This window comes from Mobiluncus holmesii ATCC 35242 (assembly GCF_000185445.1).
GTDB classification, from domain to species: Bacteria; Actinomycetota; Actinomycetes; order Actinomycetales; family Actinomycetaceae; genus Mobiluncus; species Mobiluncus curtisii.
The window spans coordinates 398,583-414,957 of record NZ_GL622346.1; the positions used below are offsets into that span (position 1 = coordinate 398,583).

Annotated in this window: 12 protein-coding genes; 9 read left to right on the forward strand and 3 right to left on the reverse strand. The window is 58.2% G+C overall.

The window, feature by feature from the left end:
* Window positions 1-61 precede the first annotated feature (61 nt).
* The 3 genes from rpsO (at window position 62) to HMPREF0576_RS01710 (ending at window position 4,344) form a co-directional block, all read left to right on the forward strand.
* On the forward strand, window positions 62-331 hold the full coding sequence (rpsO, locus tag HMPREF0576_RS01700; RefSeq protein WP_004008132.1) for a 30S ribosomal protein S15: 270 nt from the start codon (window positions 62-64) through the stop codon (window positions 329-331).
* 208 nt (window positions 332-539) lie between these two features.
* Window positions 540-2,918: a polyribonucleotide nucleotidyltransferase gene (locus HMPREF0576_RS01705; protein WP_169310017.1), complete on the forward strand. Its 2,379-nt coding sequence runs from the start codon at window positions 540-542 to the stop codon at window positions 2,916-2,918.
* Between the two features lie 76 nt (window positions 2,919-2,994).
* Entirely contained in the window at window positions 2,995-4,344 is a 1,350-nt protein-coding gene (locus HMPREF0576_RS01710; protein ID WP_004010459.1) for a carboxylate--amine ligase, read from the forward strand.
* Between the two features lie 12 nt (window positions 4,345-4,356).
* Here HMPREF0576_RS01710 and HMPREF0576_RS01715 read toward each other — a convergent pair whose 3' ends face one another.
* Window positions 4,357-4,626, reverse strand: a complete 270-nt coding sequence (locus tag HMPREF0576_RS01715) for a hypothetical protein (RefSeq protein WP_004010460.1) — start codon at window positions 4,624-4,626, stop codon at window positions 4,357-4,359.
* A 12-nt stretch (window positions 4,627-4,638) separates the two neighbouring features.
* Window positions 4,639-7,002, reverse strand: coding sequence for a PspC domain-containing protein (locus HMPREF0576_RS01720; RefSeq protein ID WP_245527301.1), 2,364 nt, complete (start codon window positions 7,000-7,002; stop codon window positions 4,639-4,641).
* Window positions 7,003-7,115: 113 nt separating this feature from the next.
* Here HMPREF0576_RS01720 and HMPREF0576_RS01725 point away from each other — a divergent pair, with 113 nt between their 5' ends.
* The 4 genes from HMPREF0576_RS01725 (at window position 7,116) to HMPREF0576_RS01740 (ending at window position 12,983) form a co-directional block, all read left to right on the forward strand.
* Window positions 7,116-8,375 carry an ATP-binding protein gene (locus HMPREF0576_RS01725; protein ID WP_245527302.1) on the forward strand — a complete coding sequence of 420 codons (1,260 nt, stop codon included), beginning with the start codon at window positions 7,116-7,118 and terminating at the stop codon, window positions 8,373-8,375.
* Window positions 8,376-8,403: 28 nt separating this feature from the next.
* Complete coding sequence (locus tag HMPREF0576_RS01730) at window positions 8,404-9,105, forward strand: LuxR C-terminal-related transcriptional regulator (RefSeq protein WP_004008126.1); 702 nt, start codon at window positions 8,404-8,406, stop codon at window positions 9,103-9,105.
* Window positions 9,106-9,216: 111 nt separating this feature from the next.
* A complete protein-coding gene (locus HMPREF0576_RS01735) occupies window positions 9,217-10,353 on the forward strand; it encodes a sialidase family protein (RefSeq protein ID WP_004010464.1) in 1,137 nt (378 codons plus the stop codon).
* Entirely contained in the window at window positions 10,350-12,983 is a 2,634-nt protein-coding gene (locus tag HMPREF0576_RS01740; protein ID WP_004010465.1) for an ATP-dependent helicase, read from the forward strand. The genes HMPREF0576_RS01735 and HMPREF0576_RS01740 overlap by 4 nt, the downstream gene beginning before the upstream one ends.
* Before the next feature lie 42 nt (window positions 12,984-13,025).
* Here the strand turns inward: HMPREF0576_RS01740 and ppk2 are convergent, their stop codons facing one another.
* Entirely contained in the window at window positions 13,026-14,060 is a 1,035-nt protein-coding gene (ppk2, locus tag HMPREF0576_RS01745) for a polyphosphate kinase 2 (RefSeq protein ID WP_004010466.1), read from the reverse strand.
* A gap of 113 nt (window positions 14,061-14,173) precedes the next feature.
* Here ppk2 and sucC point away from each other — a divergent pair, with 113 nt between their 5' ends.
* Both sucC and sucD read left to right on the forward strand, forming a co-directional pair.
* Window positions 14,174-15,334 carry an ADP-forming succinate--CoA ligase subunit beta gene (sucC, locus tag HMPREF0576_RS01750; RefSeq protein WP_004010467.1) on the forward strand — a complete coding sequence of 387 codons (1,161 nt, stop codon included), beginning with the start codon at window positions 14,174-14,176 and terminating at the stop codon, window positions 15,332-15,334.
* Window positions 15,335-15,349: 15 nt separating this feature from the next.
* Complete coding sequence (sucD, locus tag HMPREF0576_RS01755) at window positions 15,350-16,273, forward strand: succinate--CoA ligase subunit alpha (RefSeq protein WP_004008121.1); 924 nt, start codon at window positions 15,350-15,352, stop codon at window positions 16,271-16,273.
* Window positions 16,274-16,375: the final 102 nt, after the last annotated feature.

Below are 16,375 nucleotides of genomic sequence, written 5' to 3' on the forward strand. Positions count from 1 at the left end.
TACCGATGGTCCAGGAAAAGCCTGGGCGCTGCGCGCAACGAGTTAGTAAAAAGGAGAACCTGTGGCTCTGACCAAGGAAGAAAAGCAAGCAATCATCAACGAATACGCGACTCATCCCGGGGACACGGGATCCCCCGAAGTGCAAATCGCTCTGCTGTCCAAGCGAATCAAGGACTTGACCGAGCACTTCAAGACTCATCAACATGACCATCATTCCCGTCGTGGTTTGATGCTGCTGGTTGGTCAGCGCAAACGTCTGCTGGGCTACTTGCAGGACATTGACATCGAACGCTACCGCAGCCTCAAAGAGCGCCTCGGTTTGCGTAAATAGCAACTAAGCTGGCCGGATACCCGGTCAGCTTTCTTTTCATGCCGGTATTTCCGGCTGGTATATGTAGGAACCCAGCGTTAATCGGTCCTCGGTAGTGGTCTCCTGGACCTTTCGCGAGTGTCTCGGTCTGTCCGGTGAGATTTGCGGAGAACCAGCCCAGTGGACCTCGATCGATGACCGCCGCGCTGAACAAAGAGAGGGGGATCCCTTGGAGGGACCCGAAATCACGGCGGCAGAAGCCGTCATCGACAATGGTAAATTTGGCAAGCGCGTCCTGCGCTTTGAAACGGGTCTTTTGGCTCAGCAGGCTGCCGGTTCGGCAATGGTCACCCTCGATGGTGAGACCGTTGTGTTCGCAGCCACCACGGTTGGCAAGCAACCGAAAGATCAATTCGACTTTTTCCCCTTGACCGTAGACGTTGAGGAAAAGCAATACGCCGCGGGACGTATTCCCGGATCCTTCTTCCGTCGCGAAGGTCGCCCCGGTACCGAGGCAATCCTGGCGGCGCGCCTGATTGACCGTCCGCTGCGCCCGGCTTTCGTAAAAGGGCTGCGCAACGAGGTGCAGGTCGTCGACACCGTCCTGTCAATCCACCCCGACCACGCTTATGACGTAGTGGCGATTAACGCCTCCTCAATGGCGACCCAGCTGGCTGGGCTGCCTTTCTCCGGTCCTATCGGTGGCACCCGCCTGGCTTTGATTGATGGGCAGTGGGTGGCATTCCCGACCTATCCCGAGATGGAACAATCCACATTCAACATGGTCATTGCCGGTCGCGTTGTCAATGAGGGTACCCCCGAAGAGGACGTCGCCATCATGATGGTGGAAGCCGGCGGTGGTGAATACGCTTGGGATTTGATTCAAGAGGGCAAACAGGCTCCGACCGAGGACGTCGTGGCCAGCGCGCTGGATGCCGCCAAGCCCTTCATTAAGGAACTGTGCCGCGCCCAATCCGCAGTGGCCGCCAAGGCTGCCAAGGAAACTCAGGAATATCCGCTGTTCCCCGACTATGAAGACAACCACTTCGAGGCGATGAAATCCGAGGTAGAAGCGGATTTGCTCGCGGCTATTCAGATTGCTGACAAGCTGACTCGAGAGAATCGCGAGACTGAAATCCGCGATGCCGCCATCGAGAAACTCGCGGTAGAAGGTGGCGAGTTCGAGGAGCAGGAAAAGGAACTGAAGGCCGCATTCAAGGCTTTGGAAAAGAAGCTGGTGCGTGCCCGGGTGCTGCACGAAGGTAAACGTATTGACGGACGCGGGCTGAAAGACATCCGTTCCCTGTCCGCCGAGGTCGAGGTGCTGCCTCGGGTTCACGGTTCGGCTCTGTTCCAGCGCGGGGAAACCCAAGTTTTGGGTGTGACCACGCTCAATATGCTGCGCATGGAACAGCAGTTGGACAACTTGAGTCCTGTCACGCACAAGCGGTACATGCACCAGTACAACTTCCCGCCCTACTGCACCGGTGAGACGGGTCGAGTTGGTTCGCCTAAACGCCGCGAGATTGGTCACGGACACCTGGCAGAGATGGCTCTGGAGCCGGTCATTCCGGCTCGTGAGGAGTTCCCCTACGCGATTCGCCAGGTCAGCGAGATTATGGGTTCAAATGGCTCATCCTCGATGGGTTCAGTTTGTGCTTCTACACTGTCCCTGTTGAATGCGGGTGTGCCACTGCGCGCCCCGATTGCCGGCATCGCTATGGGTCTGATGAGTGAACCGGGTGAAAACGGCACCCAGTTTGCGACCCTGACTGACATCTTGGGAGCGGAAGACGCTTTCGGCGACATGGATTTCAAGGTCGCCGGTACCCAGGACTTCATTACCGCCCTGCAGCTGGATACGAAACTTGATGGCATTCCTGCCGATGTCTTGAAGGGTGCCCTGGGTCAGGCTCGCGACGCTCGCCTGAAGATTCTGGATGTGATGCACGCCGCTATCGACGGACCCGATGAGCTGGCTCCGACCGCGCCGCGCATCCTCACCGTGAATATCCCGGTGGACAAGATTGGAGAGGTCATCGGACCGAAAGGAAAGATGATTAACCAGATTCAAGAGGACACCGGCGCCGAGCTGACCATTGAGGATGACGGCACGGTCTATATCGGGGCAGATAACGGTCCGGCGGCAGAAGCCGCTCGTGATGCCGTGAATGCAATCGCGAACCCCCAGATGCCCGAGGTCGGCGAACGGTTCGTGGGTACCGTGGTGAAAACCACCACCTTTGGGGCGTTCATTTCCCTGACCCCCGGCAAGGATGGTCTGCTGCACATCTCCCAAATTCGTCGCCTGGTCGGCGGCAAACGCGTGGAAAACGTCGAGGACGTGCTCCAAGTCGGTCAGCAAGTTCAGGTCGAGGTCGCCGAAATTGACCAGCGCGGCAAGCTTTCCCTGCACGCCGTGGTAGACGATGAGGACGGCGAAGCCGTAACCGATTCGGAATCTGCCTCCTGCGCAGCTTGTGCAGAGGACCCGCGGGACCGTGAACACCGTGACCCTCGTGATAGCAGCGAACCGCGCCGTCCACGGGAACGGGCCCGCCGGCGGACACATCGTTCTCGCGGCGAGGACGATCGCGATTTCTCATAGAGTAACGCTATTGAAAACTACGGTGGCTCGGCGGGGGACATTCCCTCGCCGGGTCACCTATTAGAGGAGAGTCTCAATGAACACAGCTGAAAAGTCCGGTGCACCATTTTTGCCAATTATCCTGTCCGGCGACATTGGAACGTATGCGTTTGCGCGGTCATTTTATGAGCAATGGCATGTGAAATCTCTGATAATTACCCCTCAGGTGCTGGGACCGATTCGCCACTCCCGGCTGCTTGACGCGATAACGATAGATGAAAGCAAAATTGACCCGAACCTCAGTGTATTCATTGAAAAACTCATAGAGATGGGTCCCGAACTGGCGGCGCGTTACCCGGACACCCCGCTGGTGCTGGTGGCGAACCAAGATACCCACGTGGTCAATATCCAAAAGAACGCTTCCCGGCTGGCTCCTTACTATCGCTTTGCTTTCCCCAGCGTGGATGCCATCGAGCTCACCAATGATAAGGCGCATTTTGCGCAGGCTGCCGAAAAGTACGGTTTGCGGGTGCCCACGACTGTGGAACTCCATCTTGATTCCGGCACGGACACGCTAATGGATGCTATTACCGCAACCCTGGGTGACAAATACCCACTGATTATCAAGCCCTGCCAGTCATACGGCTATGAGCGGCTGCGCTGGCCGGGTAAATCTAAGGTTTATACTGCGGAGAACCCGACCCGAGCCAGAGAAATCCTGCAGGATTTGGAAACACACACTGCTGGTACCCCGGAGGCGCGTCGGTTCGTGGCGCAGCCCCGGGTGTCTGGAAACGACACGCACAGCTTGTCCATCACCGCTTATGTAGATTCAGAAAAACGGGTCAGCTTTCTCGGCTCGGCGCATGTGTTGCTGGAAGACCACGTTCCGACCGCTTTGGGTAACCCGGCGGCGATGATTACAGAAAGCTATCCGGACCTGTATCGTCAGGTCAGCGATTTCCTGGTTGGCATCGACTGGCACGGTTTCGCGAACTTTGATGTCAAGGTCGACAGTTCCACCGGTCAGGCCTATTTCTTTGAGGTGAACCCCCGTATCGGCAGGAATCTCTATTACAACACCGCCGCCGGGAACAACCCGCTGCCGGCTTTGATCAATGACATTATCTATCACCAGCCTACGGAGCCGGCGCGCCACTTTGACACGATTCTCTATACCGTGTTGCCCATCCGCCTGATTTTGAAGTACACGACGGGTCAGGTGCGACACCAAGTCCAGTCGCTGCATCGGGCAGGTAAAGTATTTAATCCGCTGCTGGCTCCGGCGGAGAGACAGTTTTCCCTGCGATACCTGCGGCGGCGTCTCTATGTGTGGCTGTCCACTCAGCGGCATTGGTCTAAGTTCAAGCGCTATTATCCGCTGGACGCCTTAGAGGCAGAGGGGCGTGATTCTTTCGATACCGTTCAGCTGCGCGCGCAACGCTAGACTCTGCGCGCCCTAGCGACGTGATTCCGCCAGGGCGCCGATGAGCAAGGCGATTCCGGACGTTCCAAAAATCAGCAGGATTAGCGTCCACAGCGACACGATGACGCCCAAGGCAGACCCGACGACGATTAATCCAATCAGGATAAATACCACGCTGAAAGCGATGGCTGCCAGGCTGCGATGTTCACGGCGGGGTTCCAAGGGTGGCTTCGAGAGAGTCTCCGCAGCGTTTTCTTCCTTTAGGTTGGCAGTGAGGGGGATAGTTTCTGTAGTGTTTTCCATAGTTTTCACCTGTTAGTTGTTCTCAATGTCGGGAGCGCGGTATGGGGAAGGCGTTGTGGATGAATCCGGGGGAACCGGTGTCGCAGATATGCTCGGTGTTCCGTTGGACATCCCCGCGGAACGCGGGGTTCCGTTTACCGGGTCAAACAGATTATCGCCGGGTTTCCACAAGCTGCCGCCGGGCTGGAACAGGTCATTGAACCCGTCTTGATTGACATCCGTCCACTTTCCGGCCTTGCCCGCCTGCACGTCAGCGAGAGTCAAAGTGTTGTTTAGGTCTAATTCCGATACATCTTTTCCGTTCAGTGCCAGAGCTACGCTTTCATCTCCGTCTGCAGTTTTGACGTCTATAACCCCGTCCCCGGATACGGCACGGCGGCGAAACTCTTGCAACGCGGTCCCGCTCTCACCCTCGGCGCCAGTCTCAGTGCTGTTATATTCCTCCAATTCGTCAGTCATCAAAGTCCGACCGTTCAACACGTAGTTGACCAGGAAATGCCCGTCAGGCAGCACCGCACCGTTCCATAAGTCCATGGCGGGACGTTCATAGAGCGACACACTTCCTTGTGCCAGGTTGATTTCGATAGTTTGGGATTTCGTCTTAATGTTTCGCGAGCCGTCCGACAGCGGGACGTGGTGACGAATTTGCAGTTTCGTCACATCCGAACTGCCCAGACTGATACTGGCAGCCTCATATTCCTTGGTTCGATCTATGAATTCCACGCGCTGATTGCCATCCATCGTGAAGTATTGCGGGCGGTGCTTGTCTCTGGACGAGGACTTGAGGAAGGCTTCACTCATGTTCCATTTGCTGTTTTTGAGAGTAGATGTCCGCACCTTGCCCTGTGCCAGGTCGATTTTCAAGTCAACGTTTTGCTCCGGGAGCGTATAAATCGAAACATCCCCGTTCGCCAGATTGACTTTGATGGGTTTCCCTGGGGTGGCGGCACGCAGGTCGATGTCCGCGCTGCCCCGCATGGCGCTGAGTTCATCGCCGGGGTGTAACTCATTGCTTTGGTAGCTAAACATTTCGGGAAAATCGCCCCAGTCAATGCTGGAACGCAACACGCGCAGCTGGGGCATCACGGACATTCCCACTGTTGCCAGAGGCAGCGTCACGAACAAAATCACCAACGGGGTGACGACGGCGAGCCAGCCCGTCCGGCGCTTTTGCAGGGCGGCTATCAACATGCCACCCCCCAACACCATCGTCATCAGCCCGACTGCCAAAAGCGCGGAACTGAGCGGATCGAGTACTCCAATCAGAGGCAACAAGACGCCGGTGAAAATCGACAGCAGCGCCAGTCCGCAAACCGTGAGACTGAGGGCGCGGCTCGGTCCGGGAATCAACGGCTTGAGGGGAGCGCCCGGTCGCGGATACGGTGGCGCAGACATAGTTGTGGCGCTGTTGAAGGGTGGCGTGACAGCAGCCGGGGGGACGGTAAAGTCGGCACTGGGAGTCGCAAATCCGGTGGTTGGTTGTGTAAAGCCAGCGGCGGACGTGGCGGGAGAGACGGGGGTGTTCATAAGCCCGTCTGTGGGGTTGGGCATGGCAGGCGTAGGTGCCTGTGGGGTGGGAACGAATCCGGTGGGTCCGGGAACGTAAACGTTCGCGACTGGTGGGGTACCGGTCTTGCTCTGGTTTACAACGTGAACGATGACCAGCACTATCACTACTAGAGGAGCCAGCATCAGGCACAAGACCAGAGCTATGAAAAAGAAAGCGAGTAAATCGTCGAATCCGCCCCCGCCGTCCCAGATGTCAAATATGTTGAACAGAAAAATGCCCTGAGGCAGCATCCGCATCGCCCCGAAACACATCAACACAATCGCACCGGTGACGGCACCGCCCTGGTTGAGTAAGCCGGCGCGCCAATCGGTCCACAAGCTGCGTCCGGTGGTTTGGTTGGGCATCCACAACCATAGCGTCCCATAGAGCAGGGGAATAAACCCAAAGAACAGCAAACCGACCACTGCCAAACCGCGTACAATTACGGGGTCGATGTTCAGGCGTGAGGCAATTCCTGCACAAACTCCGCCGACGACCCGGTTGGGGGACCGCATCCATGCCGATCCGGCGGAATCTGGACCTCCGGGGTAGCCTCCCGCGCCCGTGGTGCCATAGTTTGCGCCGTTGTTGGAAAAATTGCCGGAACCGGGGTGGTCCGCAGGGCGGTAGCTTGTACCGTCTGGGCTAGGCGCACCCTGATAAGGTGCGCTAAATCCGGTGTTACCAGTCCCGTTTGGCGTCGTGGCACCAGGTGAGGTTGCGCCGGCAGCAGGGGTTGCGCCGGCAGTTTCGCCGCCATTGCGAGGTTCGCCCCCGACGGGGGGAACTGAGTTTGAGAGATGCTCTGAATCCATATTTTCGTTCATGATTCCATCATGGTCGCAGTGTCGCGCAGTGGCTATGGGGGTTGTCCCTGATTTATCCCTGATTTATCCCTGAAGCCGGGTGAAACCCCGCTAAACCGTGGCAAACTGGACTTATGTCAACATCTGCTGCCGCCCCCCGTATGCGGCTTCCCCTGCGACGTCCGGTGTCCGGGACGGTCCCGCCTGGTAAAGACGGGGTTCTGGCTGGGGTCGCCGCGGGATTGGCTCTGCATCTGGGAATGCCGCTGTGGCTGGTGCGACTCATTCTGGTAGTTTTAGCCCCTACCGGAGTCAGCATTTTGCTGTACGCCTGGTTGTGGATTTTTGTGCCACGCGGTAATCCTTGGGGTGCGGCGGGGCTACCGTTTCGCACAGATTCGCGGCTGGCAACCTCTAACGCGCCGCTCGAGGGGCACTTTGGTGGCAATGAACGCTGGCGAAATGTGACCGTTCCAACAATTTTGCTGGCGCTGGGATTAATCGCCATAGCTGGGGTCGGTGCTTATTCCGGACCGAAAATCATGAGCGATTTGCGTCCCCTCATCGTTATAATCATTCTCATCACCGGTATCGCCCTGATTTGGGCGGGGGCTTCGGCGGGTTCGTCTCCGTCCGAGCTGCGGATGGGAAGATTCCTGGGGTTTGCCATTCCCGGTGCCCTCCTGGTGATTTTTGCGGTTATGTTTGGATTCTCTGGAACTATCAGTCTGCGGGACGCGCTGCGCGGGGGACTCATTACCCTGGTCGTTATCGCCGCGCTGAGCTTGGCAGTTTTGCCGCTGTGGGCGCGTTTCTGGATGTCTTACAAGGCATCTCTGGCGGAGCAAACTCGCCAAGCTGTCCGTGCTGATATGGCTGCCCACCTGCACGATTCGGTGTTGCAAACCCTCGCGTTGATTCGTACTCGGGTTGATGACGCTGCAGAGGTGGCGAAATTGGCTCGCGCCGAGGAACGTCAGCTGCGTGCTTGGCTCTATGAAGACCGCGGACATGTGGACTCGTCGCTGTCCCAGATTATCAAGGAGTTGGCAGGCGAAATCGAGGATCGTTACGGGGTGGTTTTAGACACCGTCACGGTGGGAGATGCCGTTCCGGGAGCGTGGTCCGAGCCGCTGGTGGCGGCGACCCGAGAAGCCCTGACGAACGCGGCACGCCACGGTGCGCCACCGTTTTCGGTCTATCTGGAAGTGGGGTCGGACGCGGTGGAATGTTTCGTGCGCGACCACGGCACTGGGTTCGACCTCGCCGCTATTCCGCAAGGACATCAGGGCGTGAAACATTCCATCATTGAGAGGCTGGAGCGTCACGGTGGCAGTGCGACCATCCGGTCGGGACCCAGTGGCTGTGAAGTCGCGATGAAAGTGCCCCGCTAAACTGGGCAAGACTAGGGAGGAAACAAAGATGAGTGACAGAGACGGGAGCCCCCAGAATGGTGGGGAACATCCAAAATGTCCCATTTCGGTGCTGGTCATTGATGATCACGGACTGTTTCGGGCGGGAGTGATTGCGGAACTGAGCAAATATCCTGACGAAGTCCAGGTCGTGGGAGAGGCGGACAGCGTGGAGGATGCTGTTGCCGCAGTGCGTCAGAACGTTCCCACGGTGGCGCTGCTGGACGTGCATCTGCCAGGTGGTCACGGTGGCGGGGGCGCCGAAGTCGCGGCGGCGTGTCTGGGAGTGCCGACCCGGTTCTTGGCGCTGTCGGTGTCTGACGCGGCAGAAGACGTGGTGGCGGTCATTCGGGCAGGGGCTCGTGGCTACGTGACCAAGACTATTGCGACACCTGACCTGGTCGATGCCATCGTCCGGGTGGCGGGGGGAGACGCGGCTTTCTCGCCGCGGCTGGCAGGTTTCGTGCTGGATGCGTTCGGGGCGGCGCGCACCGATATGGTGGGTAATGATTCCGAACTTGATTCGCTCACTGAGCGCGAGTTCGAAGTCATGCGCCTCATTGCCCGCGGTTTTGCTTACAAAGAAATCGCCTCTGAGCTGTATATTTCTGTGAAAACTGTGGAAACGCACGTTTCATCCGTGCTGCGCAAACTGCAGCTGTCCAACCGCTATGAACTGTCCAAATGGGCCCAGGATCGTCGGATTAGCTGACCCGCGGGGAGCCTGCGGAGCGCCTGTGGAAAGCTCACCGAAGGTGAAGCAAACGGCTGCGAGATGATAACGTAAAGGCGCAATTATTTTCGGGTCAGAAAAGGAACAATCATGCAGCGCACCGTGGTAGCCCCGCACGCTTCAGCAGGCTTCATGCAGGCGCGCTATCCCGCTATTGCGCGCACTTCCAGCCGGGTGCTGCTGATGATTTGGGAGGCATTGCCCTCCGAGTGCGCCGCCTCTGCCCGGATGGAGCAAGCGAGAGCGAAATCTGCCAGCTTAGAGGAACCTCATTACCGTAGGCTGTGCCCGACCAGTCTGCGGCTGTCACGGTCTTTTGATAACGGTCTGACCTGGGAAGAACCTCGCACTTTGGCAGCAGGCAGCCCGCAGGAATTTCTCGGATTTCATGTCCCCTCGTTCCTACATGACTGCGTAACCGGGCGCATGTTTTGTTTCTATACCCGTTCCCTGGTGCCGGATTGGGACTTGCGACAGGTGCAAACGGCACTCTTTGTGGCGTGGACCGATGATGATGGCTTGAGCTGGGAACACCAAGATATTACTTCCATGATTATTGCCGGTCGGGACTTTTCGAAGGCGTATATCCCGCGCGGGCGGGGCACGCAGCTGACGAGCGGGCAATGGGCGCAACGCCTGTGCCACGCGGGAGTAGTTGTGGACGAATCGGGGGATCGCAAAGCTGTGTTTATCGGCTCGGATGACCACGGTGCCAGCTGGTGGGCGTCATCTCCGGTGGGAGCAAACGTGGATTATTGCACGGCGGTGTCCAACAGTGACGGAACTGAAGTCATGCTGCTGATGAAGACCCAAGACTCGACGGTAAAAACGTGGGCGAAATCAGCCGATGCCGGTCGCACGTTTGGACAGCCCACCGCCGCAACAGATTCCCGGCTGATTAACATCATGAGTCCGTTGGAAGAAGTGTTTCACGGAGCTTGCCCGGGCACTCCGCATGCGGACGTGTTCAGCTACATCGGTGAACGCACCACGGACCAGGGAGACTGTACGGTGTTGATGCTGTCTACCGATGGTGCCAAGTCATTTCGAGAAGCCGAGACGTTCGATGTGCGAACCTACGGTGCTCTCGACATTGTTTCAGTGGCAGACCAAGCCAAGTTTGCCATCGCCTTCGAGAGCACTGACGGCGTGGTCTGCGAAATCTTGCCTTTCTCTCAACTCGGTAACATTGATGCACTAGCGGAACAGTGGGCTCACCAAGCATGAATGATTTGTTTTCTTCCCTCGCAGAAGGTTCTGGCGGCGAAATTCCCGTGTCGGCAGTCTTGCCGCGCGGAGCGGTCGCGCATTTTGAAACTCCCGACGCTACCTCTGATTTTGCAGGCTGGTCCGAGGCGGACGCGGCACAGCGCGAGGACTGGCGGACGCGCAAAGTTGCCGCAATCGTGGACGGGCTGAACCCGGAACAGCACGCCGCGGTGACCCACGAGTCCGGTCCGCTTCTGGTCATGGCAGGAGCCGGCTCGGGCAAGACCCGCGTGCTGACCCGGCGGATTGCGTGGCTGCTGGCGACCGAACGAATTCGCCCTTGGGAAGTCCTGGCGATTACTTTCACCAACAAGGCTGCCGCCGAGATGCGTCAGCGTGTCGAATCCCTGGTCGGCAACGCCGCGAAATACATGTGGGTGTCGACTTTCCACAGCGCTTGCGTGCGGATTCTACGTGCCGAGGCTGACACCCTGGGGGTGACCCGGTCCTTTTCTATCTATGACACTGCCGACACGAAAGCCCTGCTGAACCGCATCATTAAAGGGCGAGGTTTGGACCCGAAACGTTTCCCCCCAAAGTCTTTTGCTGCCAAAATTTCCCAAGCCAAAAATGAGCTCATCACCCCCGAAGTCTTTGCTCTCGGTGCGGGGGTCGACAAAATGAGCCAGCTCACGGCGGAAATCTATACCGAGTACCAGCAGCTGCTGCGTCGCGCCAACGCGTTCGACTTTGACGACCTCATCGCGTCCACGGTCTATCTGTGGAAAGCACATCCCGATATTTTGGCACGCTATCGAGCCAAATTCCTTCATGTTTTGGTAGATGAATACCAGGACACGAACCCGGCGCAATATGAGCTGATACGCTTGCTCACGGTGGGCGCGGCGGGCGATGCCCAGCCTCCTGCCGAGCTGACGGTAGTGGGGGACTCGGATCAGTCAATTTATGCCTTCCGCGGCGCGACTATCCGCAACATTGAAGAATTTGAGTCGGATTTCCCCGGCGCCACCACGGTTTATTTGGAACAAAATTACCGTTCTACCGGCACGATTCTGTCGGTCGCCAACGCGATTATTTCGGAAAACGAGGGGCGGCGGAAAAAGAATCTGTGGACTGACGCCGGTCAGGGCGTGCAGGCGGTGCTGTATGCGGCTGACACCGACCGGGACGAGGCCGCTTTCATCGTCCGCGAGCTGCAAAAGCTGCGTCAGGAAGGCTCATCTTGGGACGAATTCGCGGTGTTTTACCGAACCAATGCCCAGTCGCGTTCCCTGGAAGAAATGCTGACGCGGGAAGGCATCCCGTACCGGGTCGTGGGCGGCACTAAGTTCTATGATCGGCGCGAAATTAAAGACGCTATCGCTTACCTGTGCGCCGCGGCGAACCTTGCCGATGACGGAAACCTGCTGCGGGTGCTGAACGAACCGAAACGCGGCTTGGGAGACAAAGCGGTGCAGACCATCCGGGAGGTTTCGCTGCGTGAAAATCTCGATTTCGGTCAGGCTCTGCGCCAATTCCTGCCGGGGGGAACCCATCACGGCGACTTGAGCGCGAAAGCCAGCGCGGGGATTGCCGAGTTCGTGGGCGTTTTGGATGCAATGCGGGCTTTGGACGCGGCGAGCGCCCCCCTGGACGAAATCTTGGACACAGCCCTGGAGGACAGCGGCTACCTGCCGAAACTGCGGAAATCCAATGACCCTCAGGACGATGCGCGGGTGGAGAACCTGGCGGAGCTGCGTAACGTGGCGCAGGATTTTTCCCTTTCCGAGCCGGATGCCCGCCTGGCGGATTTCTTGGAGCGGATTTCCTTGGTCGCTGACGCCGATCAGCTTCCTGACACCGCCGCCCAACCCGAACGCCCTGCTGACCCGGCACACCCCGCTGCACCTCCGGAGGTGACTTTGATGACGGTGCATACCGCGAAAGGACTGGAATTCAACACCGTGTTCGTGACCGGGATGGAGGACGGTCTGTTCCCACATTCGCGTTCTTTGGAGAATCCTCAGGACATCGCGGAGGAACGTCGGTTGGCTTATGTGGCAGTCACGAGGGCGCGCCAGCGGCTGTATCTGACGCGTTGCGCCGCCCGTACGGTGTTTGGTGAGACGGTAACTATGCCGGCTTCGCGTTTCTTGGATGACATCCCTGCCGAACTGGTGGATAACCGGCGCGAAGCCACCACTGTGGACTATTTCGGCGGGTTGGCGTCCCGTGGCTACGGTGAACCGACCAGCTCCGCTTATGGTTACGGCGGGCGTGGCGGACGCGGGGGAGCCACAGGTAGCTACGGAACGTCTCGCTTTGGTCAGGGACAATCTGGGTCACGAGGGTCTAGCTCCGCGTTCGGGGGCAAGTTCGCCAACTCGCGGATAGGACTCACCACGGCACGCGACTTGGCGGGCGGCAAGGACTCGGCAGCCGCACCGGCGAAAAAGGCGAAAGCGAAACCGGCGGGCAAGATTCCTGAACTTCACGTCGGTCAGCGGGTCCATCACGATATTTACGGGGAAGGCAAGGTTACTGGCTTGGAGGGGCAAGGCAAAGGCACTATTGCCACCGTGAAGTTCCGCACGGGTGCTGCCAAGCGGCTGCTGTTGAACTTTGCCCCGCTCACTCCGGTGGATTAAACGGTGCAGACCGGCGGGATGCCGGTCTGCCGTAAAGTTCAGCTACTTTTTCTTTTTCTTTTTCTTCTTTTTGGGTTTGTTATTGACTCCCGGCGCAGGATTGCCCGCGGTCGGCAGTTCTGTCCCTTCCGGCAAGGCGTCCAAGGTCACGAATGGGATCTTGCCGGATTTGGCGCGTGCCACCACCTCGGCGGCATGATTGGGCACCGAACGCACCGTCTCAAACGAGGTGCGCACGTATCCGCTCGAGGGCGGACGTGCAGGCAAGGTAATGGGGGCAGTATCGCTGGGCAGGTCCGTATAGGGAATAGTGGACAGGAAGTGGGCAATCATATTCAGCCGGGCGGATTTCTTAGAGTCTGAAGACACCTGATACCACGGGCATTCCGTGGTGTCGGTATGCACCAGCATTTCGTCTTTCGCTCGTGAATAGTCCTCCCACCGAGTGATGGACTCCAAATCCATGGGCGAGAGTTTCCACTGGCGCAAGGGATCATGTAAACGCCGGGAAAACCGTTCGTACTGCACTTTGTCGGATACCGAGAACCAGTATTTGCGCAGCATGATGCCGTCTTCGACCAGCATCCGCTCAAAGGTCGGGCACTGCTGCATAAACTTTTGCACCTGAATAGGGGTGGCGAAGCCCATGACCTTTTCGACCCCGGCACGGTTGTACCACGAGCGGTCAAAAATTACGATTTCTCCGGCGGCGGGCAGGTGAGAGATGTAGCGCTGGAAATACCACTGGGTTTTTTCGCGTTCCGTAGGGGTGGGCAACGCCACGACTCGGGCGACACGCGGGGAAAGGTACTCGGTCAGGCGTTTGATGGTGCCGCCTTTTCCGGCAGCGTCACGACCTTCGAAGATGACCACGATGCGAGCTCCGGTTTGTTTCACCCACCGCTGCAGTTTTGCCAGCTCGGTTTGCAGGCGATACAGCTCAGTTTCATAGATTTTATTGGGGACTTTGAGGGGTGGTTCCGGTTTAGCCGTCGAGAGCTTGTCCGGGTTATCGTGGTTTTGCATGGCGACGCTCCTTTGCTCCGCTAACGCCCTACAGAGATATACCTCCAGCATAGACGGAAATTGCAGGACGGGGCGGTAATTATCGGGGTGGAAAATCTGATATTTTTCGATACACTAGAAATATCTTGATATCGAGACATAATTTCTAGACCGAAAGGAACAGCGTGGACCTCTACGAGTACCAGGCGCGTGACCTGTTTAATAAACACGGAGTCCCGGTTTTACCGGGTAAAGTCGCAAGCACGGTGGAGGAGGCCAAGGCTGCTTTCACCGCCTTGGAGGTTCCGCTGGCAGTGGTAAAAGCCCAGGTTAAGACGGGCGGTCGCGGTAAGGCGGGTGGTGTAAAGCTGGCTCGCAGCGAAGAGGAAGCCGCAGCCAACGCCCAGGCGATTTTGGGTATGAACATTAAAGGTCACACGGTTTACCGCGTGATGGTGGCGGCTGGCACCGACATCGATCGAGAGTTCTATTTCTCGATTCTGCTGGACCGCGCGAACCGCCAGAACCTGGCGATGTGCTCGGTCGAGGGCGGCATGGAAATCGAGCAGCTTGCCAAGGAAAAGCCCGAAGCACTGGCAAAAGTCCCGATTCCTGCTTCCGGCATGGACACGACCGTGGCGCGTCAGATTGCCGACGAAGCCGGGTTTGATTCGGAAACTGCTGCCAAAGTCGTGCCGGTTTTCCTGAAACTGTGGGATGTTTATACCGGTGAGGACGCCACCCTGGTGGAAGTGAACCCGCTGGTGGCGACGCCCCAGGGGGACATCATCGCTCTGGACGGCAAAGTCACTTTGGACGATAACGCCCGGTACCGTCACCCCGAACACGCCGAACTGGTCGACCAACGGGCGGCTGACGAGCGCGAACTCAAGGCTCAGGAGGCTGGGTTGAACTACGTACGCTTGGAGGGTCAGGTCGGCATTATTGGTAACGGCGCCGGTCTGGTCATGTCTACCCTGGATGTGGTGGCGTACGCCGGCGAAAAGTACGGGACGAAACCCGCGAACTTCCTGGACATCGGCGGGGGCGCTTCGGCTGAGGTCATGGCGAAAGGTCTGGACGTAATCCTGACCGACCCGCAGGTCAAATCCTGTTTCGTCAACGTGTTTGGTGGTATCACCGCCTGCGATGAGGTTGCCAACGGCATCATCGGTGCGCTCCAGATTCTCGGCGACCAGGCGACGAAACCCCTGGTGGTGCGCTTGGACGGCAACAAGGTCGAGGAGGGGCGCGCGATTCTAAAAGCTGCCAATCACCCCTTGATCACCATGATGGAAACGATGGACGAAGCCGCCGACAAGGCTGCGCAGCTGGCAGCGAAGTAAAGGAGGAGCACTACCATGTCGATTTTTCTTGATGAAAACTCCAAAGTAATTGTCCAGGGCATGACCGGTTCAGAAGGTCGCAAACACACCACTCGGATGCTCGCTTACGGCACCAAGGTGGTCGCCGGCACGAACCCGAAAAAGGCTGGAACCACCGTCGATTTTGACGTGGTTCCTTACGGTCCGTTGGCTGACTCGGTCCAGGGCGGTACCGTCAGCGTTCCAGTGTATGGCACGGTCGCCGACGCCAAGGCAGCGACCGGCGCAAACACTTCGGTCATTTTTGTGCCCCCCGCCGGGGCAAAAGGCGCCATCATTGAGGCGGTAGATGCCGGCATGGAGCTGGTGGTGGTTATCACCGAGCACATTCCCGTCCAGGACACGAACGCCGCTTTTGCCTACGCGAAGTCTCACGGGGTGCGCATGATTGGTCCGAACTGCCCCGGCATCATCAGCCCCGGCAAGTCGAACGTGGGCATCACTCCCGGCGACATTACCCCGCGCGGCAAGCTCGGCTTGGTGTCCAAGTCCGGCACCCTGACCTACCAGATGATGTATGAACTGCGCGATTTGGGCTTCACCACCTGCATCGGTATCGGCGGGGACCCCATCATCGGCACGACCCACATCGACGCTCTCGAGGCTTTTGAGCAGGATCCCGAGACTGAACTGATAGTAATGATTGGCGAAATCGGTGGCGACGCCGAGGAGCGCGCCGCCGCTTACATCAAAGAGCACGTCACCAAGCCTGTGGTGGGTTACGTGGCGGGCTTCACCGCTCCCGAAGGCAAGACTATGGGGCACGCCGGCGCTATCGTCTCTGGTTCTTCTGGGACTGCGGCTGCCAAGAAAGAAGCGCTTGAGGCGGTGGGAGTGCGCGTCGGCAAGACACCGAGCGAAACCGCGCGCATCGCCCGCGAAATCATGCAGAGCAAATAGGACTGCCCTAGCTTTTTTAGGGGGCGCGGTCGGAACTGATTTTGACCGCGCCCTTTTGCCTGGTCACGGGGATATTGGGTCGGTTCACAAGGGCGTTGCGGC